Raw genomic sequence first — 25,793 nt, 5'->3', positions numbered from 1 at the left:
CCACTGAGCAACGGCGGCCCGGTTGCGCGTCTACGATCGAGACCATGAGCACAGACCCCAGCTTCGCGGCCGCCAGTTCGGCCGCGCTGACCACCACGCAGGGTCGAACGATCATCGCCGACGCGGTCGTCGCGAAGATCGCCGGAATCGCGACGCGGGAGATCGACGGCGTCCACGACGTCGGTGGCGGGACCGCTCGGGTCGTCGGTGCGCTCCGGGACCGCATCCCCGGCGCCCGCGTCAACCACAGCCAGGGCGTCGCCGTCGAGGTCGGTGAGAAACAAGCTGCCATCGACATCGGCATCGTCGCCGAGTACGGCGTCGCATTGCACGAACTGGCGGCCGGCATCCGACGTAACGTCATCACCGCCGTCGAGCGGATGACGGGGCTCGAGGTCACCGAAGTGAACATCACCGTCTACGACGTCATCCTGTTCGACGAGCTCGAGACCGGCGTGGACCCGGACGTCGCGCCTCGGGTCCAGTGAGCGCGGAAGGGGATTACCAGCTCGCCGACGCCATCGCCGCCGCCGCGACGACCGTGTCGGGCGTAGCAGGCCTGCACGCCGGGGAGTTCGGCGAGATCGCGACCTATCTGCCCGGCCGAAAGGTCGTCGGTGTCCGCGTCGACGACGAGCGGTGCGAAGTGCACATCACCGCCGAATATCCGTCCGACGTACACGGCGTCGCTCGCGGAGTTCAGGCAGCGATCGGGCAGCTGGTGTCGGTGCCCGTCGCAGTCGTCGTCGAGGACATCGATTCAGGGGACATCGATTCAGGAGAGGGTTCATGAGTTACACCGTCGTCGGACTGCTCACCGGTCTGCTGCTGGCTCTCGCCGGGATCATCGGCGGGTTCAGCGGATTCGTGCTCGCACTGTTCCTCGGCGCGGTCGGGTTGGCGGTCGGCGCTCACTTCGACGGTCGCCTCGATCTGACGTCCCTGCTCCGCAGCCGCGGCCGTGGCTGACGGCGGCAAGGACGTAGCGACCCCGAGTGCCGATCCGGGCTTCGTGGCCGACGAGGTCCCGGGAACCGGCGGCCCCGGCACGCTTGTCATCAAGGAGCGCGCCGTCTCCCGTGTGGCTGTCGCCGCGGCGCTGACCGTCCCTGCTGTCGTAAGGCAGGTCGGCGGGATGTCGAAGCTCACCGGACGTGAGCTGCCGCGTGCGGACGTGTCCGTCGGCGAGCATTCGGTGTCGGTCAATCTGTACGTGGCATTGGCCTGGCCCTGCCGGATCGCCGACGCCGGGGCTGCGATCGCCGAGAAGGTCGGGCGGGCGTTGAACGACATCATCGGTCTGCCGCTGCATCAGCTCAACGTTCTGGTGGTCGGTACGTCGCCCGCTGGTTCGCCTGAACCGTCTGCGCCGTCCGACGCTGCTGCGTTTCGTCCGAGGCCCCCGACGGCGAGCCCGGCCGCTGTACCCATCACCCTTGTCCTGTCGCTCGTCCTGCTCGGTGTCGCCTTCGTCGCCGGACGAGAGTTCCTGATCGCGCACGACACCATCGACGGCGCACCGTGGATCGCCAACGCCGTGAACTGGATCGCGGAGTTGCATTGGCAGCCATGGATGATCGGTGCGGCCGCTGCCTGCGTCGTGGTGGGTTCGATACTCGTCGTTCTCGGCCTGAAGCCGCGGACGAAAACTCACACGGGCGCTGGGTCGAAGGCGTCGCAGTACCCCATGGTGTGGTTGCGTCCCACCGACGTCGCCCGGATCTGTAGCGATCATGCGGGCTCGGTGCCCGCCGTGGATTCCGCGCGGACCACCGTGACGCCGAAGCGGGTGACCGTCGACGTGCATCGTGCCGCCGGTAGTACCTCCGGTTCCACTGCCACGGTCGAATCCGTCCGCGCTGCAGTGGAACCCACAGTTGCATTGCTGGCCGACACCAGGACCGTCCGCGTCCGAGTGAAGGAGAGCAAGGCGTGAAGCGCGCGACAACGTTGATCGATCGCCTACTGGTGACGCTTCTCGGCGTCGCACTCGTCGGCGCAGGGGCGTTCGCGGTCGCGTGGTACTACGACGTTCCGTTCGCCGTGGAATCCCTGTCCAGATTCGACCGTGACGTCTTCGCAGCGTTTCCTGCGCAATCGTGGTGGGAGGCCGCACTGGCCGCGACCGCCGTCGTCGGCACACTCGCCGCCGTCGCGCTCCTGATCGGGAACCTCTCCCCCAGAAGAACAGGAACCGTCGAGATCTCGACGAGCGAATCTTGTTCGCTACGAATCGACCTGGGAGCGTTGGCCCGTGGCATCGCCGCGGACCTCGCCGACTTCCCCGGCGTCGAATCGGCCCGGGGTCGAGCCATCGACGATCGCGGCACGCCCACATTGGCCGTCACAGTGCAGACGTCACCGGGCATCGACATCGAGGCATTCACTCGTACTGCCGAAGAACGCGCCGCTTACCTCGCCGGCGCAGTCGAGGGCAGCGATGTAGCTCTGCGGGTGCAGCTGCACGTCTGAGCGCGCAACTGCACCCGTGGGGCGAACACTGCAGTCACAGGCGAGGATCCACGGGCTCGGATTCCATGGCGAGCACCGCGAACACTGCCTGGTGCACTCGCCACAGCGGTTCGTTCGCGACGTGGCGTTCGAGCGCCTCTATTCCCAGAGCGTATTCACGCAGCGCCATCGACTGCTTGTGTGCCAGGTTGCGTTCGCGCAGCGACGCAAGCCTCTCGGGTTCGGTGTACTCCGGTCCGTAGATCAGCCTCAGATACTCCCTCCCGCGAACCTTGATGCCCGGTTGCACTTTTCCCCGCGGGCCGTTCGCGGCAGGTTTGACCACCATTCCCTCACCGCCCTGTGCGGTCAACTCCTCCCACCACCGTGCGCCGGCTGCTGCGGATTCCTCGGAAGACAGGTCGACGGCGGTTCGTCGTGTGGTGGTGAACAGCGCCCCGTCGTGCTGGACGAGCCTGTCCGCGCAGTCGAGGTGCCAGCTGTGCGGTCGGTCGACATGTACGCCCTTCCGCGTCGCCAACACTTGAAACGGAGCCAACGACACACCGTCGAGACCTGAAGTGGGCCAGACGTATCCGCGGTACGCGTCGATGAACGCATCGATGTTGCGTGCACGCGAGGCGCCGCGGCGAACTCGATCCTGGACCGGAAGACCTCGCGCCGAAGCACGTTCGAGTACCGATGCTTCGGCGGCGAGATCCGCCCGGGCCGCGGCCCCGACGGCGGCATACTGGGTGCGGATCAACCCCTCCGCCTTCACCGACCACGGCATCAGCTCACTGTCCAGAATCGCCCAGTCCGTGTCGAGCTCGGTCCACAACCCGGTCGCCTCGAAAGATCTGTCGACGGCCGACAGCAGCTCACGGGTGAGTACCTCGTCGAACACTCGACGGCCGGTCCGGGTGTACGCGGTACCGTCGCCACCGCGGTGAAGCACGACGACGACCCGCGAGCCCATGTGCTTCTCCTCGCAGATCACCTCCCTGACGCCCACTGAGCGATAGGCATCGAACGCCTCGGTCGGATACTCGAGGTACCCCTCCCGCTTCGACGACGCACAGGGCGCCATGGTCGGCGGGAGGTATCGGAGCCACTCGGGAGCAACGGCAAACCGACTCATCACCTCCAGCGCACCCGCCGCGTTGTCCGCGCGAATGCTGACTCGACCTCGTAGCGCCGTCTCGACACCCGTCGGCCCGACCACATCGGTGAGATCGAGCGAGTTCTCCTCTCGCACGAAGCCTCCGAGGGGTTTCGCCGGCGCGTACCACTGCTTCTCGGCCGGTACGGACACGACTTCACGCTCCGGGTATCGCAGAGCCGTCAGCTTCCCACCGAAAACACACCCGGTGTCCACACACATCGTGTTGTTCAGCCATTCGGGCTCCGGAACCGGAGTGTGGCCGTACAGCACGGTCGCGGAGCCCCGGTAGTCCTGGGCCCACGGGTAACGAACCGGCAACCCGAACTCGTCGGTCTCGCCGGTGGTGTCACCGTAGAGAGCAAAACTACGAACTCTGCCCGACGCCCGGTTGTGGTACTTCTCGATCAGCCCCGCGTGTGCGACGACGAGCCTTCCCTCGTCCAGGACGAGGTGTGCGACGAGGCCGTCGCAGAACCTCAGGACTTCGCCTCGGAACTCCTCGGACTCCTCTGTCAGTTGCGCCAGTGTTTCTTCCAGCCCGTGGGACACAGTGACCTTGCGGCCGCGTAGAGCCTGCACGAGCTTGTGCTCGTGGTTGCCTGGAACGGCAAGTGCCTCACCGGCACCGACCATTCCCATCACCAGCCGAAGCACGCCGACCGAATCCGGACCGCGGTCGACGAAGTCCCCGAGGAACACCGCAGTTCGCCCCGGCGGTGGGACGGCACCTGCCACGCGTCCTTCCTTGTCGACTCTGATCCGGTAACCGAGCTTCGTGAGCAGAGCACGCAGTTCATCCAGACAGCCGTGGATGTCACCGATGACATCGAACGGTCCTGTTTCGCTCCGGCGATCACTTCGGAGCGGTGTCCGTGTGAAACTCGCGTGTTCCACTGCGTCGATGCCGCCCAGGACGTGGACGGTACGAAAGCCTTCCTTCGACAGACCTCTCATCGACCTGGCCAGCTGCTGATGCTGACGCCGCAGCACATCGCGGCCGAAGTCCCTGTCCGCGCGAGCGTCGTTACGCTGCGCACACACTGCCTCCGGTACATCCAGCACGACCGCGACCGGAAGCACATCGTGGTCACGAGCAAGCTTCACCAATGCTTTCCGAGCTGCAGGCTGGACGTTGGTGGCGTCGACGACCGTCAACCGACCAGCGACGAGCCGCTTGGCGACGATGAACTCCAGAAGTTCGAACGCATCCTTCGTCGCACTCTGCAGATTCGGGTCGTCGCTCACCATGCCACGGCACGTGTCACTCGACACCGTTTCGTACGGCCCGAAATGCTGTGCGGCGAAGGACGACTTACCCGATCCGCTGATCCCGACGAGCACCACGAGTGCCAGGTCCGGGATGTCGTACTGCGTCATACCGTGCCCTCCGTCCTACTGAAGATCGCCATCTGCGTCGGTGCGCCGACGCGCTCGTCGACCGGACCGATGCTCTCGAACCGCGCGACATACCCCTCGATTCCGTCGGCCCACCGCTGAAACTCTGCGCGGGTGAACTCGAACCGGTGGTCGGGGTGCCGGAACTCGCCCGGCGCCAACCCGTCGTACAGGATGTTGTACTCACTGTTCGGCGTCGTGACGAGAACGAACGTGGGCCGCGCTTCACGAAAGACCGATCGCTCGAGTGACTCCACCGTGTCCTGGTCCACGTGCTCGATCACTTCCATCAAGACGAACGCATCGACACCGAACAGTCGCGAGTCACGGTAAGTCGCCGAGGACTGCAGCAGTTCGATTCGGCCGCGCTGACGGTCGGGAAGATCGGCCACACGTAGCCTTCGTTCTGCGGCGTCGAGTGCGCGCGCACTGACATCGACACCGACGATCCTCGCAAACGATGTGTCTGCCAACAGCTCCCGCAGAAGCCGGCCTTCTCCGCAGCCGAGATCCACGATGCTGCTCGCCCCGATGGTACGGAGCGCGGCCAGCACTGCCCGCGCGCGCAGTTCACCGAGCGACGGGTCACGCGGAGCAGGCTCCTGCCGTGGAGCATCCACCACCAGGCGATCGAGTGCGTACGCAACCAGTTCACGGCGGTGCTTGAGGTAGCGCTCGGTGATCAGATCGGCGTGCGGATGATCGGCCAACCACTCACCCGCTGCTCGAACGAGCTTGTCCGCCTCATCCTCACCGACCCAGTAGTGCTTGACGTCGTCGAGTACCGGAAGCAGTACGTACAGCTGCTTCAGAGCATCGGAGACAGTGTGGATTCCGGTGAGGGTCAGATCGACATAGACGGAGTCACCCCAGCGCGGGATCTCCACGTCCAGTGGTATCGGCGTGGCAAGGACCGACCAGCCGAGCGGCTCGAACAGGTTTCTCGCGAGCTCACTGCCTCCCCGACACGGAACGGATGGCAGGTTGATCGACAGCGCCAGTTCGAGATTCGGCAACTCGGGCCTCGCCGTGCACGTACCTGCCATCGCCTGCTTGAACACCCGTGAGAGCGCCACCGCCAGCAACGATGCACCGGCATACGGTCGATCGTTGACGTAACGGCCCAACGCGAACTCGCTCGGCGAATACTTCGGAAGCGTCTTACCGAGTTCGACGGGATCGACGTCGAGAACCACCGCTACACAAGTCGATTTAGCACTTGCGTCCGGGTAGAACACCGTTGCCGACCCGACCGACAACCCGAACGTCTGCACCTTGTCGGGGTGCTTGTGCAACAGAAAACCGAGATCGGTGGTGTCGGTGAAATCGGTTGTCGCGTCCGCGGTCATAGTCAAGAGCACGCGGTCGACGTTACGGGACGCTCGGTCGGGTTGCGCGGCATTTTTCCTCGACCACCAGGACTGCACAACGAAAAGCGGCACCCACCCGAAGGTGAGTGCCGCTCTCGGTGTAGCTAGGTGGAGCTAGATCACTTGATGATCTTGGTGACGCGACCGGCGCCGACGGTACGACCGCCCTCGCGGATAGCGAAACGCAGGCCCTCGTCCATGGCGACCGGCTGGATCAGCGTGACGGACATCTCGGTGTTGTCACCGGGCATGACCATCTCGGTGCCCTCGGGGAGGGTCACGACGCCCGTAACGTCCGTGGTACGGAAGTAGAACTGCGGGCGGTAGTTGTTGAAGAACGGCGTGTGGCGGCCGCCTTCGTCCTTGGACAGGATGTAAGCGTTGCCCTCGAACTCCGTGTGGGGAGTCGTGGTGCCCGGCTTGATGATGACCTGTCCACGCTCGACGTCTTCGCGCTTGATGCCACGAACGAGGAGGCCGACGTTGTCGCCTGCCTGACCCGAGTCGAGCAGCTTGCGGAACATCTCGATGCCGGTGACCGTGGTCTTGGTCGAGCCGGGGCGGATGCCGACGATCTCGACCTCTTCGTTGACGTTGATCGCGCCACGCTCGATACGACCGGTGACGACGGTTCCACGACCGGTGATCGTGAAGACGTCCTCGACGGGCATGAGGAACGGCTTGTCGGTCTCACGGACGGGGTCCGGGATGGAGTCGTCGACAGCCTGCATGAGCTCTGCAACGCTCTCGGCCCACTTCGGGTCACCCTCGAGTGCCTTCAGTGCGGAGACCTTGACGACCGGTGCGTCCTCGTCGAAGTCCTGCGCAGCGAGAAGCTCGCGGACCTCCATCTCGACGAGCTCGATGATCTCGTCGTCGTCGACCATGTCGGCCTTGTTCAGGGCGACGAGGATGTACGGAACGCCGACCTGCTTGGCGAGGAGCACGTGCTCACGCGTCTGCGGCATCGGGCCGTCCGTAGCTGCCACGACCAGGATTGCGCCGTCCATCTGGGCAGCACCGGTGATCATGTTCTTGATGTAGTCGGCGTGTCCCGGAGCGTCGACGTGCGCGTAGTGGCGCTTGTCGGTCTGGTACTCGACGTGGGAGATGTTGATCGTGATACCACGAGCCTTCTCCTCAGGCGCCTTGTCGATCTCGTCGAAGGCCGAGGCCTCGTTGAGGTCCGGGAACTTGTCGTGCAGAACCTTGGTGATTGCTGCCGTCAGCGTCGTCTTGCCGTGGTCAACGTGACCGATGGTCCCGATGTTGACGTGCGGCTTCGTCCGCTCGAACTTCGCCTTCGCCACTGTGTGTCCTCCTGGACTGTTGGTGCTTGCTTGAAATGCAGCAGTGCGGTTGTCTCGTACAGCTCTTTTGAGCTGCATGGTCGTGCGGTGTTACGGATCCAGCGTGTCCAGCTCGGGAGAGATTTACTCTCCGGTCGCCTTCGCGATGATTTCCTTCGCGACGTTCGCGGGAACCTCGGCGTAGGAATCGAACACCATGGAGTAGTTAGCGCGGCCCTGAGTCTTCGACCGAAGGTCTCCGATGTAGCCGAACATCTCCGACAGCGGAACCTGTGCCTTGACGACACGAGCGCCACTACGTTCCTCCATGGCCTGAATCTGACCACGGCGGGAGTTCAGGTCGCCGATGACCTCACCCATGTAATCCTCGGGGGTCGTGACCTCGACGGCCATGACGGGCTCGAGAATGACCGGGCTGGCCTTCTTGGCGGCTTCCTTGAACGCTTGTGAGCCGGCGACCTTGAAGGCCATTTCCGACGAGTCGACGTCGTGGTAAGCACCGTCGAGCAGTGTGACCTTGACGTTGACGAGCGGGTATCCGGCGAGGACACCGTACTGCATGGCGTCCTGAGCTCCGGCGTCCACCGAAGGGATGTACTCCCTCGGCACACGACCACCGGTGACCTTGTTCTCGAACTCGTAGGTCGCACCGTCTTCGCCCTCGAAAGGCTCGAGACTGATGATGACCTTCGCGAACTGGCCGGAGCCACCGGTCTGCTTCTTGTGGGTGTAGTCGAGCTTTTCGACCTTCTTGCGAATGGTCTCGCGGTACGCAACCTGCGGCTTACCGACGTTGGCCTCGACCTTGAACTCACGCTTCATGCGGTCGACCAGGATGTCGAGGTGGAGCTCGCCCATGCCGCCGATGACGGTCTGGCCGGTGTCCTCGTCCAGTTTCACCGAGAAGGTGGGATCCTCTTCGGCGAGCTTCTGGATAGCTGTTCCCAGCTTCTCCTGGTCGGACTTGGTCTTGGGCTCGATGGAGACCTCGATGACCGGGTCCGGGAAGGTCATCGACTCGAGGATCACCTGGTTCTGCGGATCGCAGAGGGTGTCACCCGTCGTCGTGTCCTTCAGACCGATCACGGCGTAGATGTGACCTGCCGAAGCGGTCGCGATCGCGTTCTCCTTGTTGGAGTGCATCTGGAAGAGCTTGCCCAGACGCTCCTTCTTGCCCTTGGTCGAGTTGATGACCTGAGCGCCGGAGTCGACCTTGCCCGAGTACACGCGGACGTAGGTCAGCTTGCCGAAGAAGGGGTGGGTCGCGATCTTGAACGCGAGAGCCGAGAACGGCTCGTCGGCAGACGGCTTACGAAGGAGGAGTTCCTCTTCGTTGCCGGGTGCGTGACCCTGGACCGACTCGACGTCGAGAGGCGACGGGAGGTAGTCGATGACCGCGTCGAGCATGGGCTGAACGCCCTTGTTCTTGAACGCAGAGCCACAGAGAACCGGGTACAGCTCGCTGTTGACGGTCATCTTGCGGATGGCGCCCTTGATCTCGTCGATCGAGAGCTCTTCGCCACCGAAGAACTTCTCCAGCAGAGCTTCGTCGGACTCGGCGACGATCTCGAGGAGTTCCTGGCGGTACTGCTCCGCCTTCTCCTGGAGGTCGGCCGGGATGTCCTGAACCTCGTACTTCTCACCGAGCTTGGTCTCACCGCTCCAGACCTTCGCCTTCATCTCGACGAGGTCGACGATGCCTTCGAAGTCGTTCTCGGCGCCGATGGGCAGCTGGATGACCAGCGGCTTGGCTCCGAGGCGGTCCTTGATGGTCTGCACGGTGAAGTAGAAGTCAGCGCCCAGCTTGTCCATCTTGTTGACGAAGCAGATGCGCGGGACGTCGTACTTGTCGGCCTGACGCCAGACCTGCTCCGACTGCGGCTCGACGCCTTCCTTGCCGTCGAACACTGCGACGGCGCCGTCGAGAACACGCAGCGAACGCTCGACCTCGACGGTGAAGTCGACGTGTCCGGGCGTATCGATGATGTTGATCTGGTTGTCGTTCCAGAAGCACGTCGTGGCAGCAGAGGTGATCGTGATGCCACGCTCCTGCTCCTGCTCCATCCAGTCCATCGTGGCTGCGCCGTCGTGGACCTCACCGATCTTGTACGAGATACCGGTGTAGAAGAGGATGCGTTCGGTAGTGGTGGTTTTACCAGCATCGATGTGGGCCATGATGCCGATGTTGCGGACCTTGTTGAGGTCTGTCAGCACGTCCTGTGCCACGGAATTCATCCCGCCTTGTAAGTCGAAGAAGTGGGACTGGGCCAGCTTGTCACCAGCATGTGAACGGTGAGCCGGGCCGGACCAGGTACTCGGTACAACGCCGGAAAGGTGCGGAAAGTTTCACCGCACCCTTCCGGCCGGAAGTCACCAGCGGTAGTGCGCGAACGCCTTGTTGGCTTCAGCCATCTTGTGCGTGTCCTCGCGACGCTTCACAGCGGCACCGAGGCCGTTGCTGGCGTCGAGAAGCTCGTTGGCCAGACGCTCGACCATGGTCTTCTCACGACGAGCGCGCGAGAAGGTGACCAGCCAGCGCAGTGCCAGCGTGGTCGAGCGACCGGGGCGAACCTCGACGGGGACCTGGTAGGTCGCGCCACCGACGCGACGGCTGCGAACCTCGAGGGCCGGCTTGACGTTGTCGAGTGCACGCTTGAGCGTGACGACGGGGTCGGTGCCGGTCTTCTCACGAGCCTGCTCGAGAGCCTGGTAGACGATGCGCTCGGCGGTGGACTTCTTGCCGTCGAGAAGGATCTTGTTGACGAGCTGCGTGACCAACGGGGATCCGTAGACCGGGTCGTTGATCAGCGGCCGCTTGGGTGCTGGGCCCTTGCGTGGCATTAGCTCTTCTCCTTCTTGGCGCCGTAGCGGCTGCGAGCCTGCTTGCGGTTCTTGACACCCTGGGTGTCGAGCGAGCCGCGGATGATCTTGTAACGCACACCCGGGAGGTCCTTCACACGACCACCGCGAACGAGCACCATGGAGTGCTCCTGCAGGTTGTGGCCCTCACCGGGGATGTAGGCGGTGACCTCTACCGAGCTGGTCAAGCGCACACGCGCGACCTTACGCAGAGCAGAGTTCGGCTTCTTCGGAGTGGTGGTGTACACGCGAGTGCACACACCACGACGCTGGGGACTGCCCTTGAGGGCAGCGGTCTTCAGCTTCGCAACCTTGTCGGTGCGACCCTTGCGGACCAGCTGGTTGATAGTTGGCATGAACCGGCTTTCTTTGTGTCGCGAGTCTTCTTCTCGAAAGACCCAGGGATCTAGCAGTTGGAGCAAGAGAACACTGCTCCTCACCCGTACTACTGTCGTTCTTGTACTGCATACCGCGGGTCTCTTGCACCCCGCGGTCGGGTGTGTCGCATACCCCCACACGGCAGCCGCATCGCACGCTCGGAACTGAACATGAGCACGGCTGTACCTCGCATAGGCACACAGACGGACCGGCCAGGCCGGACACGACCCATAACGATACCCGGCGGCGCGCCTTCGGGTCAAAACGGGCCCCGCCGTGCTACCGACTCAGATCGATCGTCAGATCCATCAGCGTCGTCGCAGCCTCACATGGATCAGGCGCGCCCGATCCAGGCAGGTACTGCACCCACCATCCGACCACTCCGGAGTCCGGAGACCCGGCCGTGACACCGCAGGACGTCGGCTCGTTCGGCGGCTGGGTTCGAATTGCCTTGCGGCCCTGCACGGTTATGTCCTGGACCAGGTACATCATCTTCTCGTTGGCCTCGCGCTCGGCGTCGAGCGAGCCGTTCTCGAACCAGTTGAACGTCACCTTCACGATGCCGTTGGGACCGGCCACGTCCCACCGGCAGATCGCCCCGAAGAAACCGCGAGCGATGGCGTCGCCACCCACCGTCGCGGCGATCCGATCGTCGGCGACGGCGTCGCATTCGGTCAGGAGATCTCGGAACTCCGTGTCGCCGCCGCTGGCTAACGTTTCGGGTGTCGCGGTGCCCTGAACCGTCGTGCTGCATCCCGCCAGCAGCACGACGAGCGCGGACATCCACAGCCGTTTCACTGCGCGCGCTCCACGGTGAGGGTTGCCAATCGAGTGGCGACGTCGCACGGATCGGACGACGGCGGCTGGTCACCGTACGTAACCGACCAGTGCATGAAATCCTTCCCGAACTGGACCCCGACCTCGCACAGGTAGTTGTCCGTGGCCGCGGAGAAACCAGGGTTTCCGTCGATCTCGATGTCGTCGGCGGGTCGACCGATCAGCTCGGACCCGGACCGCTCCCGATCGATGGGGCTGCCGCGGTACCAGGAGAAACTCACCGAAGGGCCGGTGCTGCCCGCGACCTCCCACTCGCACCCCACCGAATTCCTCGTGATCATCGTGAATGCAGGCACGGCGAAGGTACTCAGAATTTCGTCGTCGTTCACCGAACCGCACTGACCGAAGAACGGACCGGCCTCCCCCGGAGACGCCGACGTGGAGTTCTGCTGCGGCGACGCGTCGTCACCCGATCCGCATCCGGCCAGCCCGGCAGCGAGCACACCCAGGAGAATCACCGTCCGCCGCATGGTCTTCAGACCCTACCCAGTCCGACCGACACGGATCAGACGGAGTCGACGCGTCGACCCTGCACGTAGACCTCCGTGATCGCAGGCTCGCGCATCGCCATGAGCAGGGCGAACAGAGTCTGATCGCGTGCCATGTCCGGGTCCACGGAACGGATGCCACGACGCATCAGATCGTCGAGGGGCTGCCACTTCGCTGGATCGACGACGATGAAATCGGCTTCCTTGCCCACATCGAGGTTGCCGATGCGGTCCTCCATGTCGAGCGCCCGCGCGCCGGCCAGGGTGCCGGTGAAGAGCAACTCGGCGGGATGCAGGGACACGCCCGCGTCTCCGGGTTCGGAGATGTGCACCTTGTACGCGTCACCGAGCACGCGAGAGAGGAGGAACTCGTCACCGCCTCCGTAGTCGGAACCGAGGGCGATGTTCACCCCTGCGGCCACGGTTCGGTTCCACGGCATCGTGCCCGATCCGAGGAATTGCTGCGATGTCGGGCAGTGCGCGATGGACGTGCCCGTCTCCGCCATGCGTGCGAGCTCGTCGTCCTGACAGTGCACGGCGTGGGCGAGAATGGTCCGCCTGCCGAGGAAGCTCTTGCCACCGGCCGCGGAGCCGGGGAGGAACTTGCCGTCGTAGGTGTCGAGGTACGAGTCGACCTGGTAGGTCTCCAGCGTCGTCGCGATTTCGCCCGTGCCGGGCCTGTTGTTCTCGTTGAGGTGCGTGTGGAAGTAGACGCCGCGGTCCCGTACGGAGTCGTACAGCTCGCCGAGGTTCCTCAGTGTCTCCGTGGTCACCGACAGCGAGAACCGTGGAACGACCGCGACGTGCAGCAGAGCGGTGTCGACGTCACCGGTGTCGGCGGCGTGCCACTTCTCGATCTCCTCCGACACCAGCCGTACCGCGTCGTGTTCGGTGGTCACGAGTGACTTCGCCGAGTCGGGGCCCGTCGTCTGCACTCCCCTGCCGCTGACGACGCGCAATCCTCTCCGAAGGGTCTCCTCGAACAAAGCGTCCTGCGCGTGCGGGAACGCCGACCCGAACACCATGGCCTGCGTCGTACCGGCCGCGATACGTCGATCGCAGAACGCGGCCGCCGCCTCCGCCGCGAACTCCGGGTCCTCGAACATCGATTCCGACGGGAAGATGCAGGTGTTCAACCACTCGAGCAGCTGCCCGCCGCCGTAGGCGTCCCCAGCGAACGTCTGCGGGAAATGCACGTGAGTGTCGACGAACCCGGGAAGAAGAAAACCAGGACGATGGTCGACGACGGTGCCGCCACCGACCGTGACCGCGTCGAACGGTCCCGAATAGGTGATGACACCGTCGGCGTCGAACACCAGGGCACCGTCGGGTATCGAGACCAACGCACCCGCAGCAGCGGTCACCGTCGGCGATCCGGCGATATGGAAAACATGGCCCCGATGTATTTCAGGTCCGCTGTGTTTTTCAGGTGCGCTAGGTATTTCAGAGGCGCTGTGTATTTCAGGTGCGCTGCGTATCCGACTCACGGTGAGAGCGAACCACGAACCGGGCACCGCCGCAGATCGAGCGCTCGCCTACCCGGCCGCGGTGGTGGCGTGATCGATTTTCAGGCTTGCGTCGAGGACGCCTGCCCATGCCTTGACGATTTCGCTGCGTCGGCGTGAGTCGTCGCTCAGGACGTCGGCGAGGCCGAGCCCACGTGCGAGGTCGAGGGTCGCCTGCACGAGCCGGTGTGTCTGCGGGTCGCTGTCGTCGGCGCCGAGTTGGTCGACGGCCATGCGGTGGGCCACTCGACCGAACTTCTCCTCGAGCGGCAGCACCCTGGCCCGCATGTCCGGGTCCGCGGCGGCAGCGGTCCACACCTGCAGGGCCGCTTTGAACACGGAACCGGTGTAGTACTCGACGAGCCGCTCGACGACGCGTTCGGTGCGGGCCGGGCCGTGTGGCAGCGCCGCGGATTCACGGCGTGCGTCGTCCATGCGGGTGTCGAACATGTAGTCCAACGCCGCGGTGATCAGGTCTTCTCGGGTGGGAAAATGGTGCTGGGTCGCCCCGCGGGAGACTCCTGCTCGCGCCGCGACGACGCCCACCGTCGTCGGGCCCCATCCCTGCTCGGCGAGCGAGTCGATAGTGGACTCCAACAGCCGCTGACGCGTCGCCCTACTTCGATCCTGCTTGGGTTCCCGCGCCGTCACCATCGGTCCTGCTTCTCCCTACTTCTGCACTGGCCCGCTCATTCCGCGGGCGCCACTCGCGAGGCCACCCACCTGGGCGGTCGCTTCTCCAAGAAGGACATCATCCCCTCTCGCGCTTCCTCGGATGCAAACAGCCTCGCAGAACGGTCCGACAAGTCGGTTCCGTGAGCGTCGAAGTCCGCCAGAATCGCAGACGTCGTGAGCCGCTTCGACTCGGCGAGGCCCTGCGGGGATCCTTTCCGGAGAGACTCAAGAATGTCGCCGACGGTGGATGCCGGGTCGGCTGCGGCCTCGCTGATCAGGCCGATGGCCTCGGCCTCGTGGGAGCCGAACTTCTCACCGGTGACGAAGTAGCGGCCTGCCGCTCGGGAGTTCATCCGCGGCAACAGCGTCAACGACACGATGGACGGGGCCAGACCCAGGCGGGCCTCCGTCAGGGCGAATGTGGAGTTCGGTCCTGCGACGACGATGTCGCATGCACCGACAAGCCCCATGCCTCCCGCGCGCACGTGCCCGTCGATCTGTCCGACGACGGGCTTCGGGGTTTCGAGGATTGCACGAAGCAGTCCGAGCATCTGGGCCGTGCGTCCCTCGACGGTTCCGCCGGCTTCGGTGAGGTCGGCCCCCGCGCAGAACGTTCCACCGGTGTGGGTGAGGACGATTGCCCGAACGTCGGGATCCTCGCCCGCATCGTGCAGCCCTGCCGTCAGTTCGTCGACGAGGGCCGTTGACAGGGCGTTCCTATTGTGCGGGGTGTCGAGGGTGAGGGTGGTGACCGCGTCGACTGTATGTACCTGAACTGCCATCAGTACGACCTGGGTAGTCCGAGGGAATGTTGGGAGACGAAGTTGAGGATCATTTCCCGGCTGACCGGTGCGACCCTCGCGATCCGCGCTGCACCGAGCATGGCGGCGAGACCGTATTCCTCGGTCAAGCCCGCCCCGCCGTGGGTCTGGATGGCCTGATCGAGCGCTTTGATACTCGCTTCCGCGGCCGCGTACTTGGCCATGTTGGCGGCCTCGGCAGCACCGAAATCGTCGCCGGAGTCGTAGAGAACGGCCGCTTTCTGCATCATCAGCTTGGCGAGCTCGAGTTCTATCTTGACCTGGGCGAGCGGATGCGAAATCCCCTGGTGCGCACCGATCGGCGTCTTCCACACCGTGCGCTCGTTGGCGTATTTCACCGCCGCGTCGAGTGCGTAGCGGCCCATCCCGACGGCCATCGCCGCGCCGAGAATGCGCTCGGGATTCAGACCTGCGAACAGCTGCATCAGCGCAGCGTCGGCCTCACCGACGAGGGCCTCTGCCGGGAGCCGGACGTCGTCGAGGAACAACGTGAACTGGTGATCCGGCTCGATGATGTCCATCTCCATCCGAGTCTTCTGGAAGCCCTCGGAATCGGTGGGGACGATGAACAGCGCCGGCTTCAGCTTGCCGGTCTTGGAATCTTCGGTGCGGGCGACGATCAACACCGCGTCGGCCTGGTCGACGCCGGAGATGTAGATCTTGCTGCCCTTGAGGATCCAGTCGTCACCGTCTCGCCTGGCGGTCGTGGTGATCTGGTGCGAGTTGGATCCGGCGTCGGGTTCGGTGATGCCGAAGGCCATGATCTTCGAACCGTCGGCGAGAGCGGTGAGCCACGTCTGCTTCTGATCCGCCGTGCCGTACTTCCCGATGATGGTGCCGCAGATCGCCGGGCTGACGACGACCAATAGCAACCCCGCCCCGTGTGCCGCGAGTTCCTCCTGGACGAGGGCGAGTTCGTAGATCCCTGCGCCTCCGCCGCCGTACTCCTCGGGCAGGTTCACGCCGAGGAATCCGAGTTTGCCTGCCTCGTTCCACAATTCGCTGAGGGGTTCACCCTTGCGAGCCTTCGGCAGCACGTAGTCGATGTAGTTGTAGCGCTTGCCGAGCGAGGAGACCGACGTCCGCAGGCCCTTCTGCTCTTCGGTTTCGATGAAACTCATGATTCTCCTTTAAAAATGGTCATTCCGCGGGCTCCACTCCTGCTGAAATGGTCATTCCGCGGGCTCCACTCCTGTTGAAATGGTCATTCCGCGGGCTCCACTCCTGTTGAAATGGTCATTCCGCGGGCTCCACTCCTGCTGTTACGACTGCTAGGACGGCGCCGACCTCGACCTGCTGGCCTTCGGAGACGTTCAGTTCGGTGAGCACGCCGTCCGCCGGCGCAGTGACGGTGTGTTCCATTTTCATTGCTTCGAGCCACAGGATCGGCTGCCCGGCCGTGACGGTGTCGCCCTGCGCTGCAGCCACTCTGACGACGCTGCCCGGCATCGGAGCGAGCAACGATCCGGCTGCGACTTCCTCGGTGGGATCGACGAACCGCGGCGTTTTGGTAAGCCGCACCGGACCGAGCGAGGAGTCGACGAAGACATCCTGTCCGTGCCGCGCGACGTGGAACGTTCGACGAAGCTTGTTGTCGTCCAGCACCACTCGATTCGGAGTGCTCTCGATCAGCGCGACGCCGTCGAGATCGGTCTTCAGGCCGTAGCGCCCGAGGGTGTATTCGACAATCTCATCCCCGTACTGCTTTCGCTGCGGCTGCGACGGGAGGTTGCGCCAGCCGCTGGGGAGCCCCTTGTTCACACGAGCGGACGCCCGATTGTGGGCGGCGTCGGCCAGCGCGGCTGCCAGCGCCGAGAGCCGCACTGCACGTCCCTGAGCGATCGGCTGCGCCAGGACGTCCAGACCGTGGGTGTCGAAGAACGCCGTATCGGTGGCACCGGCGAGGAATGCCGGGTGCTGCAGGACGTTGACGAGTAGATCGCGGTTGGTGACCAGCCCGTGAATCGTGGTTTTCTGCAGTGACTTCGCCAGCAGATTCGCGGCCTGCTCTCGGGTGGGCGCGAACGAGATCACCTTCGCGAGCATGGGGTCGTAGAAGGTGCCCACGTGTGACCCTGTTTCGACGCCGGAATCCACACGGATTCCGGATTCGTTCAGCACGGAGAACCGCTCACCGGGGATGTCGAACGTGTGCACCGGCCCGCTCTGGGGCTGCCAGTCCTGACTGGGATCCTCGGCGTACAGCCGAACTTCGATGGAGTGCCCGCGTGTCGTCGGCTGATCTGCGGGGAGCGGCTCTCCCGATGCCACGCTGATCTGCAACGCGACCAGGTCGAGGCCAGTCGTGCACTCGGTGACGGGATGCTCCACCTGCAGACGGGTGTTCATCTCGAGGAAGAAGAAGTTGCCCTTCTCGTCGGCGAGGAACTCAACGGTACCTGCGCCCTCGTACCCGATGGCCTCGGTGGCGAGTCTGGCGGCGTCGAACAACCTCTCGCGCATTCCGTCGATACGTTCGACGAGCGGTGAGGGCGCCTCTTCGACCACTTTCTGGTGCCGACGCTGGATGGAGCATTCGCGTTCTCCGACCGTCCACACGGTTCCGTGACGGTCGGCCATGACCTGGACTTCGATGTGTCGGCCGGTTTCGATGTACCGTTCGACGAACACCGTTCCATCGCCGAAGGCCGAAAGCGCTTCTCGCCCTGCCGTCTCGATTTCCCGCTGCAGGTCCTTCAGATCGCGGACGATACGCATGCCGCGTCCACCACCCCCCGCCGAGGCCTTGACGAGCACCGGCAGTTCGTTCTCGGTGACCTGCGACGGATCGAGTTGCGTCAGGACCGGCACCCCGGCGTCGGCCATCATCGCTTTGGACTCCACCTTCGAGCCCATGAGTTCGATCGCTTTGACGGGTGGCCCGATCCATGTCAGTCCGGCGTTCTGGACCTGCTGGGCGAATTCGGCGTTCTCGGAGAGGAATCCGTAGCCCGGGTGAACTGCGTCGGCGCCTGCTTGTACGGCTGCTGCGATGACGAGTTCACCGCGCAGGTACGTCTCGCCGGGCGAGTTCCCCGGCAGGTTGACCGCGACGTCGGCTTCCCGGACGTGCGGGGAGTTCGCGTCGGCGTCGGAGAAGACTGCGACGGTGTCGATGCCTTCGGTGCGGCAGGTGGCGAAGACGCGGCGAGCGATTTCACCGCGGTTGGCGACCAATACAGAAGTGATCATTGCTTCACATCCGGAAGACGCCGAAGTTCTCGGTGCCTTCGATCGGGGCGGTGGCAATGGCCGACAGGCACATTCCCACCACCGTGCGGGTGTCACGGGGGTCTATGACGCCGTCGTCGTAGAGGCGTCCGGAGAGGAACATCGGCAGCGACTCGGCTTCGATCTGGTTTTCGATCATCGCGCGCAGGCCTGCGTCGGCCTCCTCGTCGAATGCTTGCCCGCGGGCTTCCGCGGCGGCTCGCCCGACGATGGAGATGACGCCCGCAAGTTGCGCGCCGCCCATGACCGCGGATTTGCTACTGGGCCACGCGAAAAGGAACCGGGGATCGAAGGCCCGGCCGCACATGCCGTAGTGACCGGCACCGTACGACGCTCCGAGCAGAATCGAGATGTGCGGGACCGTGGAGTTCGAGACGGCGTTGATCATCATCGAGCCGTGCTTGATCATGCCGCCTTCCTCGTACTCCTTGCCGACCATGTAGCCGGTGGTGTTGTGCAGGAACAACAACGGCGTGTTCGAGCGATTGGCAAGTTGAATGAACTGGGTTGCCTTCTGCGATTCCTCGCTGAACAGGACGCCACGTGCGTTGGCGAGGATGCCGATGGGGTAGCCGTGCAGTTCGGCCCAGCCGGTGACCAACGACCCGCCGTACATCGGCTTGAACTCGTCGAAATCGCTGCCGTCGACGATGCGGGCGATGACCTCACGGGGATCGAACGGGATCTTCAGATCCGTCGGTACGATGCCGAGCAGGTCCTCGGGATCGGCGAGCGGTTCGATGACCTCGGCTCGCGGCTCCGGGCCCTTCTTCTTCCAGTTGAGTCTCTTGACGATGCTGCGACCGATGCGGATGGCGTCCTGCTCGTCGACCGCGAAGTAGTCGGCAAGACCGGACTTGCGGGCATGCATCTCGGCGCCGCCGAGGGATTCGTCGTCGGAGTCCTCACCGGTCGCCATCTTGACCAGTGGCGGTCCGGCCAGGAACACCTTGGAACGTTCCTTGATCATGACGACGTGATCCGACATGCCTGGAATGTAGGCGCCGCCGGCCGTGGAGTTGCCGAAGACCAGTGCGATCGTCGGAATTCCTTTGGCGGACAACTGCGTCAGGTCGCGGAACATGCGTCCGCCCGGAATGAACACTTCCTTCTGAGTCGGCAGATCGGCACCACCGGACTCGACGAGGGAGATGACCGGCAGCCGGTTCTGCGTCGCGATGTCGTTGGCGCGGAAACCCTTCTTGAGCGTCCACGGGTTACTGGCACCGCCGCGCACCGTCGGGTCGTTCGCGACGATGAGGCATTCGACACCGCTGACGACGCCGATGCCCATGACCGTGCTCGCACCGACAGGAAAGTCGCTGCCCCAGGCGGCAAGTGGGCACAGCTCGAGGAACGCCGAATCCTCGTCGATCAGGAGTTCTATTCGTTCACGCGCCAGGAGCTTGCCGCGCTTGCGATGCCGCTCGACGTACTTCTCACCGCCACCGAGAAGCGCTTTGCCGTGCTCGACGTCGATCTCGGCGAGTTTGGTGTTCATCGCTTCGGTGGCACCGGTGAATTGCTCCGACGCGGTGTCGAGGGTGGACTTCAGCACGCTCATGCCTGGTACCCCAATCGTTTTGCAGCCAGTCCGGTCAGGATCTCGGTGGTGCCTCCGCCGATACCGAGGATGCGCATGTCGCGGTACTGACGTTCGACTTCGCTCTCCCGCATGTAGCCGAGGCCGCCGAACAACTGGACGGCCTGGTTCGCGACCCATTCGCCGGATTCGACGGCTGTGTTCTTGGCGAAGCAGACCTCGGCGATGAAATCGTTGTTCTCGGTCATGGATCGTTCGACGATGCTGCGTGTGTAGACGCGAGCGATGTCGATCTTGCGGGCCATCTCGGTGACGGTGTTCTGTACGGATTGCCGCTTGATCAATGGCTTTCCGAACGTCTCGCGGTCACGGACCCACTGCAGCGTCAAGTCGAGGCACCGCTGAGCGCTCGAATATGCCTGCGCAGCAAGCGCGATGCGTTCGGTCAGAAAGGCTTGCGCGATCTGTGCGAAGCCGGAGTTCTCCGCGCCGACGACATTGCTCACGGGCACACGAGCGTCGACGAAGGAGAGCTCTGCCGTGTCCGACGCCCGCCAGCCCATCTTGTCCAGCTTGCTCGTCACCTCGAATCCAGGAGTGCCCTTCTCCACGACCAGCAGCGAGACCCCTCCGGCGCCGTCACCGCCGGTGCGGACCGCCGTGACCACGAAATCCGCGCGGCACCCCGACGTGATGTACGTCTTCGCACCGTTGACGACGTAGTGATCGCCATCCTTGACGGCCCTCGTCCGCAGATGTCCGACGTCGGATCCGCCGCCAGGTTCGGTGATCGCGAGCGATCCGATCTTCTCACCCGCGAGGGTAGGGCGTACCCACTTCTCGATCTGGTCCGGATCACCCGCGGCCACCAAGTGCGGCAACGCAATTCCACTGGTGAACAGCGAAGCGAAGAGTCCTCCCGACGCGCCTGCCTGGTGCATTTCCTCGCAGATGACGACAGCGTCGGCAAGGTCGCCCCCGTCGCCGCCGACCTCCTCGGGGAAGCCCGCTCCGATGAGACCGAGAGCCGCGGCTTTACGGTGGAGATCGCGTGGGAGTTCACCGTCCGATTCCCACTGGTTCAGGTGCGGCAGGATGTCCTGTTCGACGAAACTGCGCACGGTCTTGCGGAGTTGTTCACGCTCCGTCGTTGTCCACATGGTCATATCTGTCCTTGGAATACGAGAGTTTCGGGAATGGCGATGTGCCGGGACCTGAGCCATTCGCCCAACCCCTTGGCCTGCGGATCGAACCGCGCCTGCGATGCGACGCCTTGGCCGAGGATGCCTTCGATGACGAAGTTGAGGGCCTTGAGGTGCGGCAGTACATGCCGGGTGACGGTGAGGTTCGAGGCTTCGGGGAGCAGCGACTTCAGTTCTTCGACGGTGAGAGCGTGAGCCAGCCAGGCGAATTCGTCGTCGCTGCGCACCCACACTCCGACGTTCGCGTTGCCGCCTTTGTCGCCGCTCCGTGCGGCGGCGACGGTACCGAGTGGCACTGTGATCGTCGACTCGCCAGGACGTTTCGGCGGAAGTTCGGGCTCCGGGAGCGGTTCGAGTACTGCCGTGTCGGTGGCCGATGGAATGTCGACCCGGGTGCCGTCGGCGAGGGTGACCGCGTGCGGGACCTCGCCTGCATCGACGTATCCGGCGGTGAAGACACCGAACGGCGCACCGTGTCCGGGTGGCGCGGTCAACGACAATCCGGGATAGCTGGCGAGAGCGAGCTCCACTGCTACCGATGAGAACTGGCGGCCGACGATGTTCGGATCACTGTCACGGGCCACGCACCTCAGGAGCGCGCTTGCGGTTTCCTCGGTGGGCGCGTCGGGCTTGTCGGTCCGCACCAGCGTCCATTCGAGTTCCTTGGGTCTGGTCGGCAGCCAGGATTCGAATTGCTTCTGCGCGAGTTCGGCTTTCGCGTCGATGTCGAGACCGGTCAGAACGAGGGTGAACTCGTTGCGGAATCCGCCGAGCGAATTGAGCGAGACCTTCAGCGTGGGCGGCGGAGCCTCGCCTTTCACCTGGGAAATCCTGACGCGGTCGCTGGACTCCTGAGTCAGCACAGCGGTGTCGATACGAGCTGTGACGTCGGGGTTCGCGTATCGCCCGCCGGTGATCTCGTAGAGCAACTGCGCGGTGACGGTTCCGACGCTGACTGCGCCGCCGGTGTCGTCGTGCTTGGTGATGACCGACGATCCGTCGGCATGGATCTCGGCGATCGGGAACCCGGGACGGCCCATGTCGGCGATCTCGGTGAAGAACGAGTAGTTACCACCCGTCGCCTGGGTGCCGCATTCGATGACGTGACCTGCAACCACGGCGCCGGCCAGAGCGTCGTAGTCGGTTCTGTTCCAACCGAAGTGGTGCGCCGCGGGGCCGACGATGACCGAGGCGTCGGTGACGCGGCCGGTGACGACGACATCGGCGCCGGACTTCAGTGCTTCGACGATTCCCCACGCGCCGAGGTAAGCGTTGGCGGTGAGAGGGCTACCCAAGCCGAGCTCGTCCGCACGGGACAGGAGATCGTCGCCGTCGACGTACGCGATTTTCGCGCCGGAGCCGAGCTGGGTCAGCGCGTCGGCGAGGCCTTTCGGGTTGAGTCCGCCGGCGTTCGCGACGATCTTCACGCCCCTGTCGAGAGCGAGACTCAGGCAGTCCTCTACCTGGCGGAGAAAGGTTTTGGCGTATCCGCGGGATGAGTCCTTCATACGGTCACGGCCAAGGATGAGCATCGTGAGTTCGGCGAGGTAGTCGCCGGTGAGGTAGTCGAGTTCACCACCTTCGAGCATCTCTCGCATCGCGGAGAGTCGGTCACCGTAGAAACCGGAACAGTTGCCGATTCTGACGTGGGGGGTACTCATTTCGGGGATCGTCCTGGTCCTGGAGGGCCTGCGAAGGCTTGGGCGATGGTGAGCCAGTGCTGGGCGTCGGCGCCCTCGGCGCGAACGTCGAGGTCGTCCCGATGGGCGCGCTGGGTGACGAGCAGGCAGAAGTCCGCCGCCGAGCCGGTGACGCGCTGAGACGCGTCACCGGGGCCCCAGGTCCAGAGCTCACCCAAGGGGGAGGTCAGCTCGACCCGGAACGGCTCGGTCGGCGGGGTCTGTTGGTTGACGGCGTAGGCGAAGTCGCGGGTTCTGACTCCGATGTGCGCGACGCCTCTGATGCGCTCGGTGGGCTCGCGGCGGACGCCGAGTGCGTCGGCGACGTCCTGTCCGTGCGCCCACGTCTCCATGAGTCGGGCCGTCGCCATCGAGGCAGCGCTCATCGGCGGACCGAACCATGGGATCTTCACTCCGGCGGGCACCGTCGCGAGGGCATCCGTCATTGCGTGACGACGTGAGCGCCAGGTTTCGAGGAGGTCGTGCCGCCGCGCCTCTTCCTCGGCCGCGACGTCGACGAAACCGGTCGGATCGGACCAGGCTTGCTTCAGAACGATGTCGAACTCGGCTTTGGCGCGATCGTCTCCTGCAGCACCCGACGTCGTGCGCTCGGCGACATTGTCCGTCCAGGACAGATGGCCTATCTGATGGGCGACGGTCCAGCCCTCGGCGGGCGTGAGCGTCGACCATTGTTGGTCGGTCAGGTCGCTGACCAGGGCGTCGAGGTCGTCACCCTCGGCGCGGAGGTCATCGATGATCGAGTCGAGGTCGGCCATGGGAATAGCTTCACACCACACCGCATAAAAAGCAAGCAAGCCTGCTTGTTAATTTACATGTTGTTCAGACAAGGTCGGTACGGTCTCCGATCGTGAAGACCGCCGGACTTGCCGCCGCCCTACTTGCCACTGGACTCATCGCCGGATGTTCGACGTCGGGAGCGAGCGACGCCGAGCCCCGTCAGGTGCGCGTCGCGACGTTCAATGCAAGCCTCAACCGACCAGCCGAGGGTCAGCTGGCCACCGAATTGGAAGGCGAGAACGCGCAGGCGCGTGCCGTCGCCGACGTGATCGACGAAATTTCGCCGGATGTTCTGTTGATCAACGAATTCGACTATTCGCCCGAGGCACTGGATCTTTTTCGTGAGAACTACCTGGGCGGCGCGTACCCCCACTCCTTCACGGCACCCGTGAACACCGGCGTCGACTCCGGACTCGACCTCGATTCCGACGGTGCTCGCGGTGGACCGAACGACGCATTCGGTTTCGGGCAGTTTCCCGGCCAGTACGGCATGGTCGTGCTGTCGAAGTTCCCGATCGACACCTCCGGCGTTCGAACATTCCAGAACTTCCTGTGGAAGGACATGCCGGATTCGCTTCTACCTCGCGACTACTACGGCGCGAACTCGGACGCACTGCGCCTGTCGAGCAAGTCGCACTGGGACGTGCCCGTCGACATCGACGGAAAGACCGTGCACGTTCTGGCCTCGCACCCGACTCCCCCGTCGTTCGACGGACCGGAGGACCGCAATGGAAAACGCAATCACGACGAGATCCGCCTCACCGCCGACTACATCGACGGCGCCGAATACTTGTACGACGACAACGGTGTTCGCGGAGGCTTGACGCAGGACGCATCGTTCGTCGTTCTCGGCGACCAGAACAGTGATCCGGTCGACGGCGACTCGGTAGCAGGGTCGATTCAGCAATTGCTCGACAACCCTCGCGTCCAGGATCCGGCGCCGATGTCAGGACCCGAAGGCAACACCGACACGGCAGACTTTTCCGACCCGATTCCCGGCGACCTGCGCGTCGACTACGCATTGCCGTCGAGCGACCTGACCGTCACAGGCTCGGAGGTGGTCTGGCCGACCGATGCGTCGCACCCCTCGGATCACCGAATGGTGTGGGTGGATCTGGAGCTCTGACTCAGGATGCGTCTCCGCGGTCGTTGAGCGATCGGATCATTCCGCCGAGGAGCCGGAACGCCGTCTCGCGTTCGTCGCCGGACATACCGGCCAGCATCCGGTCCTCCACGGACCTGACCGCGGCAGTCGCCTTCTCGAGCTCCCGCCGGCCGTGTGCGGTGAGCCGAGCCGGAAGGGCCTTTCCGACGGGAGCCTCCGTCGGCCTGACGACGACCCCGTCCCGTTCGAGAGCCTGCAACAGCACGTTCATCGATTGCCTGGTGACGAAGGCGCCGCGGGCGAGTTCGGAGTTGGACAGCCCCGGCCGCTGAGCAAGTAGTTCGAGGCACGAGTAGTGCGTCACGCTCATCCCGAGCGGCCGAAGGACTTCCTCCATCGAGGTCCGCAGAACACTGGAGACTTCCTTCAGCAGGTACCCCAACGAGGTGTTCAGGTCGATCCCTCGGTCGGCTTGACTCATGTCAGTATTCTGACATAGATTTGTTCGTGTCAGATAACTGACACGCATCGAAGGAGTCTCCATGGCAGTCACCGGCCCCGATTTCATCTCCCTCCAAGTACGCGACCTCGCCGCATCGCAGGCGTTCTACGAGAAGTACCTCGGCCTCGTTCGTTCGCAGGCCGGCCCACCCCACGCCGTGGTCTTCGAGACCACTCCCATCGCTTTCGCTCTGCGAGAGATCGTCGCCGGAACCGATCTCGCCTCCGCGGACCGGCCGGGCATCGGCGCCGCAATCTGGCTGCACGCCAACGACGTTCAGTCCATCCACGACGCCCTTGTAGCGGACCAGGAGCGGAGTGCGCAGAGCGACCCCGACAGCAAGACTCAGATCATCGTGTCGGAACCCATCGACGGCCCCTTCGGCCGCACCTTCACCTTCGCCGACCCCGAGGGCTACCACATCACCCTCCACGATCGCGCCTGACGGTTCGGCCAGGGCTCTCGTCGGTACCATCGAT

Annotated in this window: 25 protein-coding genes; 7 read left to right on the top strand and 18 right to left on the bottom strand. The window is 64.3% G+C overall.

Annotated elements, in window-relative coordinates; translation table 11 throughout:
* The first annotated feature begins 44 nt into the window (after positions 1-44).
* Genes ACFULT_RS18290 through ACFULT_RS18270 form a run of 5 tightly spaced genes read left to right on the top strand, consistent with a single transcriptional unit; the run spans position 45 to position 2,472 of the window.
* Positions 45-488 (top strand): Asp23/Gls24 family envelope stress response protein, encoded by a 444-nt coding sequence (locus ACFULT_RS18290; RefSeq protein ID WP_094720863.1) that lies wholly within the window; start codon positions 45-47, stop codon positions 486-488.
* A complete protein-coding gene (locus ACFULT_RS18285) occupies positions 485-793 on the top strand; it encodes a hypothetical protein (RefSeq protein WP_094720862.1) in 309 nt (102 codons plus the stop codon). The genes ACFULT_RS18290 and ACFULT_RS18285 overlap by 4 nt, the downstream gene beginning before the upstream one ends.
* Positions 790-969: a hypothetical protein gene (locus tag ACFULT_RS18280; RefSeq protein WP_019665488.1), complete on the top strand. Its 180-nt coding sequence runs from the start codon at positions 790-792 to the stop codon at positions 967-969. Before ACFULT_RS18285 ends, ACFULT_RS18280 begins: the two co-directional genes overlap by 4 nt.
* Positions 962-1,936 carry a DUF6286 domain-containing Asp23/Gls24 family envelope stress response protein gene (locus ACFULT_RS18275; protein ID WP_094720861.1) on the top strand — a complete coding sequence of 325 codons (975 nt, stop codon included), beginning with the start codon at positions 962-964 and terminating at the stop codon, positions 1,934-1,936. The genes ACFULT_RS18280 and ACFULT_RS18275 overlap by 8 nt, the downstream gene beginning before the upstream one ends.
* Positions 1,933-2,472, top strand: coding sequence for a hypothetical protein (locus tag ACFULT_RS18270; RefSeq protein WP_094720860.1), 540 nt, complete (start codon positions 1,933-1,935; stop codon positions 2,470-2,472). The genes ACFULT_RS18275 and ACFULT_RS18270 overlap by 4 nt, the downstream gene beginning before the upstream one ends.
* 34 nt (positions 2,473-2,506) lie before the next feature.
* On the opposite strand, the gene ACFULT_RS18265 is transcribed toward ACFULT_RS18270, so the two are convergent.
* The 17 genes from ACFULT_RS18265 to ACFULT_RS18185 form a co-directional block, all read right to left on the bottom strand.
* Positions 2,507-4,993, bottom strand: coding sequence for a polynucleotide kinase-phosphatase (locus ACFULT_RS18265; RefSeq protein WP_094720859.1), 2,487 nt, complete (start codon positions 4,991-4,993; stop codon positions 2,507-2,509).
* Complete coding sequence (locus tag ACFULT_RS18260; protein WP_378482090.1) at positions 4,990-6,372, bottom strand: 3' terminal RNA ribose 2'-O-methyltransferase Hen1; 1,383 nt, start codon at positions 6,370-6,372, stop codon at positions 4,990-4,992. The genes ACFULT_RS18265 and ACFULT_RS18260 overlap by 4 nt, the downstream gene beginning before the upstream one ends.
* A 128-nt stretch (positions 6,373-6,500) precedes the next feature.
* A complete protein-coding gene (tuf, locus tag ACFULT_RS18255; RefSeq protein ID WP_019665491.1) occupies positions 6,501-7,691 on the bottom strand; it encodes an elongation factor Tu in 1,191 nt (396 codons plus the stop codon).
* 123 nt (positions 7,692-7,814) lie between these two features.
* Positions 7,815-9,926, bottom strand: a complete 2,112-nt coding sequence (fusA, locus tag ACFULT_RS18250) for an elongation factor G (protein WP_019665492.1) — start codon at positions 9,924-9,926, stop codon at positions 7,815-7,817.
* A gap of 135 nt (positions 9,927-10,061) precedes the next feature.
* Positions 10,062-10,532 carry a 30S ribosomal protein S7 gene (gene rpsG, locus ACFULT_RS18245; RefSeq protein WP_003941856.1) on the bottom strand — a complete coding sequence of 157 codons (471 nt, stop codon included), beginning with the start codon at positions 10,530-10,532 and terminating at the stop codon, positions 10,062-10,064.
* The gene (gene rpsL / locus ACFULT_RS18240; RefSeq protein ID WP_008714048.1) at positions 10,532-10,906 is read right to left on the bottom strand and encodes a 30S ribosomal protein S12; all 375 of its coding nucleotides are present in this window, start codon (positions 10,904-10,906) and stop codon (positions 10,532-10,534) included. Before rpsL ends, rpsG begins: the two co-directional genes overlap by 1 nt.
* Before the next feature lie 301 nt (positions 10,907-11,207).
* The gene (locus tag ACFULT_RS18235) at positions 11,208-11,726 is read right to left on the bottom strand and encodes a DUF3558 domain-containing protein (RefSeq protein ID WP_378482089.1); all 519 of its coding nucleotides are present in this window, start codon (positions 11,724-11,726) and stop codon (positions 11,208-11,210) included.
* Entirely contained in the window at positions 11,723-12,235 is a 513-nt protein-coding gene (locus tag ACFULT_RS18230) for a DUF3558 domain-containing protein (protein WP_094720856.1), read from the bottom strand. Before ACFULT_RS18230 ends, ACFULT_RS18235 begins: the two co-directional genes overlap by 4 nt.
* A 35-nt stretch (positions 12,236-12,270) precedes the next feature.
* Complete coding sequence (locus tag ACFULT_RS18225) at positions 12,271-13,617, bottom strand: amidohydrolase family protein (protein ID WP_378482088.1); 1,347 nt, start codon at positions 13,615-13,617, stop codon at positions 12,271-12,273.
* A 171-nt stretch (positions 13,618-13,788) separates the two neighbouring features.
* Positions 13,789-14,412 carry a TetR/AcrR family transcriptional regulator gene (locus ACFULT_RS18220; protein WP_026347861.1) on the bottom strand — a complete coding sequence of 208 codons (624 nt, stop codon included), beginning with the start codon at positions 14,410-14,412 and terminating at the stop codon, positions 13,789-13,791.
* Between the two features lie 35 nt (positions 14,413-14,447).
* Positions 14,448-15,215 (bottom strand): enoyl-CoA hydratase family protein, encoded by a 768-nt coding sequence (locus ACFULT_RS18215; RefSeq protein WP_094720855.1) that lies wholly within the window; start codon positions 15,213-15,215, stop codon positions 14,448-14,450.
* Positions 15,215-16,375, bottom strand: coding sequence for an acyl-CoA dehydrogenase family protein (locus ACFULT_RS18210; RefSeq protein ID WP_094720854.1), 1,161 nt, complete (start codon positions 16,373-16,375; stop codon positions 15,215-15,217). The genes ACFULT_RS18215 and ACFULT_RS18210 overlap by 1 nt, the downstream gene beginning before the upstream one ends.
* 115 nt (positions 16,376-16,490) lie before the next feature.
* On the bottom strand, positions 16,491-18,446 hold the full coding sequence (locus tag ACFULT_RS18205; RefSeq protein ID WP_378482087.1) for an acetyl/propionyl/methylcrotonyl-CoA carboxylase subunit alpha: 1,956 nt from the start codon (positions 18,444-18,446) through the stop codon (positions 16,491-16,493).
* Between the two features lie 4 nt (positions 18,447-18,450).
* Positions 18,451-20,049, bottom strand: coding sequence for an acyl-CoA carboxylase subunit beta (locus ACFULT_RS18200; protein ID WP_094720852.1), 1,599 nt, complete (start codon positions 20,047-20,049; stop codon positions 18,451-18,453).
* Positions 20,046-21,194, bottom strand: a complete 1,149-nt coding sequence (locus ACFULT_RS18195; RefSeq protein WP_378482086.1) for an acyl-CoA dehydrogenase family protein — start codon at positions 21,192-21,194, stop codon at positions 20,046-20,048. Before ACFULT_RS18195 ends, ACFULT_RS18200 begins: the two co-directional genes overlap by 4 nt.
* Positions 21,191-22,891, bottom strand: a complete 1,701-nt coding sequence (locus ACFULT_RS18190) for an acyclic terpene utilization AtuA family protein (RefSeq protein WP_378482085.1) — start codon at positions 22,889-22,891, stop codon at positions 21,191-21,193. Before ACFULT_RS18190 ends, ACFULT_RS18195 begins: the two co-directional genes overlap by 4 nt.
* The gene (locus ACFULT_RS18185) at positions 22,888-23,685 is read right to left on the bottom strand and encodes a TIGR03084 family metal-binding protein (protein ID WP_094720849.1); all 798 of its coding nucleotides are present in this window, start codon (positions 23,683-23,685) and stop codon (positions 22,888-22,890) included. Before ACFULT_RS18185 ends, ACFULT_RS18190 begins: the two co-directional genes overlap by 4 nt.
* A 92-nt stretch (positions 23,686-23,777) precedes the next feature.
* On the opposite strand from ACFULT_RS18185, the gene ACFULT_RS18180 reads away from it, so the two are divergent.
* On the top strand, positions 23,778-24,833 hold the full coding sequence (locus ACFULT_RS18180) for an endonuclease/exonuclease/phosphatase family protein (RefSeq protein WP_094720848.1): 1,056 nt from the start codon (positions 23,778-23,780) through the stop codon (positions 24,831-24,833).
* 1 nt (position 24,834) lies between these two features.
* Here ACFULT_RS18180 and ACFULT_RS18175 read toward each other — a convergent pair whose 3' ends face one another.
* Positions 24,835-25,293 (bottom strand): MarR family winged helix-turn-helix transcriptional regulator, encoded by a 459-nt coding sequence (locus tag ACFULT_RS18175; protein WP_094720847.1) that lies wholly within the window; start codon positions 25,291-25,293, stop codon positions 24,835-24,837.
* A 61-nt stretch (positions 25,294-25,354) separates the two neighbouring features.
* Here ACFULT_RS18175 and ACFULT_RS18170 point away from each other — a divergent pair, with 61 nt between their 5' ends.
* On the top strand, positions 25,355-25,759 hold the full coding sequence (locus tag ACFULT_RS18170) for a VOC family protein (protein WP_094720846.1): 405 nt from the start codon (positions 25,355-25,357) through the stop codon (positions 25,757-25,759).
* The last annotated feature ends 34 nt before the right edge of the window (positions 25,760-25,793 follow it).

The organism is Rhodococcus sp. NPDC057297, from assembly GCF_042667435.1.
GTDB lineage: Bacteria > Actinomycetota > Actinomycetes > Mycobacteriales > Mycobacteriaceae > Rhodococcoides.
The sequence above is the reverse complement of the archived record's forward strand: the minus strand, read 5'-3'. Positions and strand labels throughout refer to the sequence as shown.

What these genes read in the sequence shown, in the direction of transcription:
- ACFULT_RS18175 (WP_094720847.1), bottom strand. Translation starts at nt 25,293, where the DNA reads ATGAGTCAAGCCGACCGAGGGATCGACCTGAACACCTCGTTGGGGTAC.
- rpsL (WP_008714048.1), bottom strand. Translation starts at nt 10,906, where the DNA reads ATGCCAACTATCAACCAGCTGGTCCGCAAGGGTCGCACCGACAAGGTT.
- ACFULT_RS18200 (WP_094720852.1), bottom strand. Translation starts at nt 20,049, where the DNA reads ATGAGCGTGCTGAAGTCCACCCTCGACACCGCGTCGGAGCAATTCACC.
- ACFULT_RS18220 (WP_026347861.1), bottom strand. Translation starts at nt 14,412, where the DNA reads ATGGTGACGGCGCGGGAACCCAAGCAGGATCGAAGTAGGGCGACGCGT.
- ACFULT_RS18265 (WP_094720859.1), bottom strand. Translation starts at nt 4,993, where the DNA reads ATGACGCAGTACGACATCCCGGACCTGGCACTCGTGGTGCTCGTCGGG.
- rpsG (WP_003941856.1), bottom strand. Translation starts at nt 10,532, where the DNA reads ATGCCACGCAAGGGCCCAGCACCCAAGCGGCCGCTGATCAACGACCCG.
- ACFULT_RS18170 (WP_094720846.1), top strand. Translation starts at nt 25,355, where the DNA reads ATGGCAGTCACCGGCCCCGATTTCATCTCCCTCCAAGTACGCGACCTC.
- ACFULT_RS18280 (WP_019665488.1), top strand. Translation starts at nt 790, where the DNA reads ATGAGTTACACCGTCGTCGGACTGCTCACCGGTCTGCTGCTGGCTCTC.
- ACFULT_RS18210 (WP_094720854.1), bottom strand. Translation starts at nt 16,375, where the DNA reads ATGAGTTTCATCGAAACCGAAGAGCAGAAGGGCCTGCGGACGTCGGTC.
- ACFULT_RS18190 (WP_378482085.1), bottom strand. Translation starts at nt 22,891, where the DNA reads ATGAGTACCCCCCACGTCAGAATCGGCAACTGTTCCGGTTTCTACGGT.
- ACFULT_RS18205 (WP_378482087.1), bottom strand. Translation starts at nt 18,446, where the DNA reads ATGATCACTTCTGTATTGGTCGCCAACCGCGGTGAAATCGCTCGCCGC.
- ACFULT_RS18230 (WP_094720856.1), bottom strand. Translation starts at nt 12,235, where the DNA reads ATGCGGCGGACGGTGATTCTCCTGGGTGTGCTCGCTGCCGGGCTGGCC.
- ACFULT_RS18185 (WP_094720849.1), bottom strand. Translation starts at nt 23,685, where the DNA reads ATGGCCGACCTCGACTCGATCATCGATGACCTCCGCGCCGAGGGTGAC.
- ACFULT_RS18215 (WP_094720855.1), bottom strand. Translation starts at nt 15,215, where the DNA reads ATGGCAGTTCAGGTACATACAGTCGACGCGGTCACCACCCTCACCCTC.
- ACFULT_RS18290 (WP_094720863.1), top strand. Translation starts at nt 45, where the DNA reads ATGAGCACAGACCCCAGCTTCGCGGCCGCCAGTTCGGCCGCGCTGACC.
- ACFULT_RS18195 (WP_378482086.1), bottom strand. Translation starts at nt 21,194, where the DNA reads ATGACCATGTGGACAACGACGGAGCGTGAACAACTCCGCAAGACCGTG.
- fusA (WP_019665492.1), bottom strand. Translation starts at nt 9,926, where the DNA reads ATGAATTCCGTGGCACAGGACGTGCTGACAGACCTCAACAAGGTCCGC.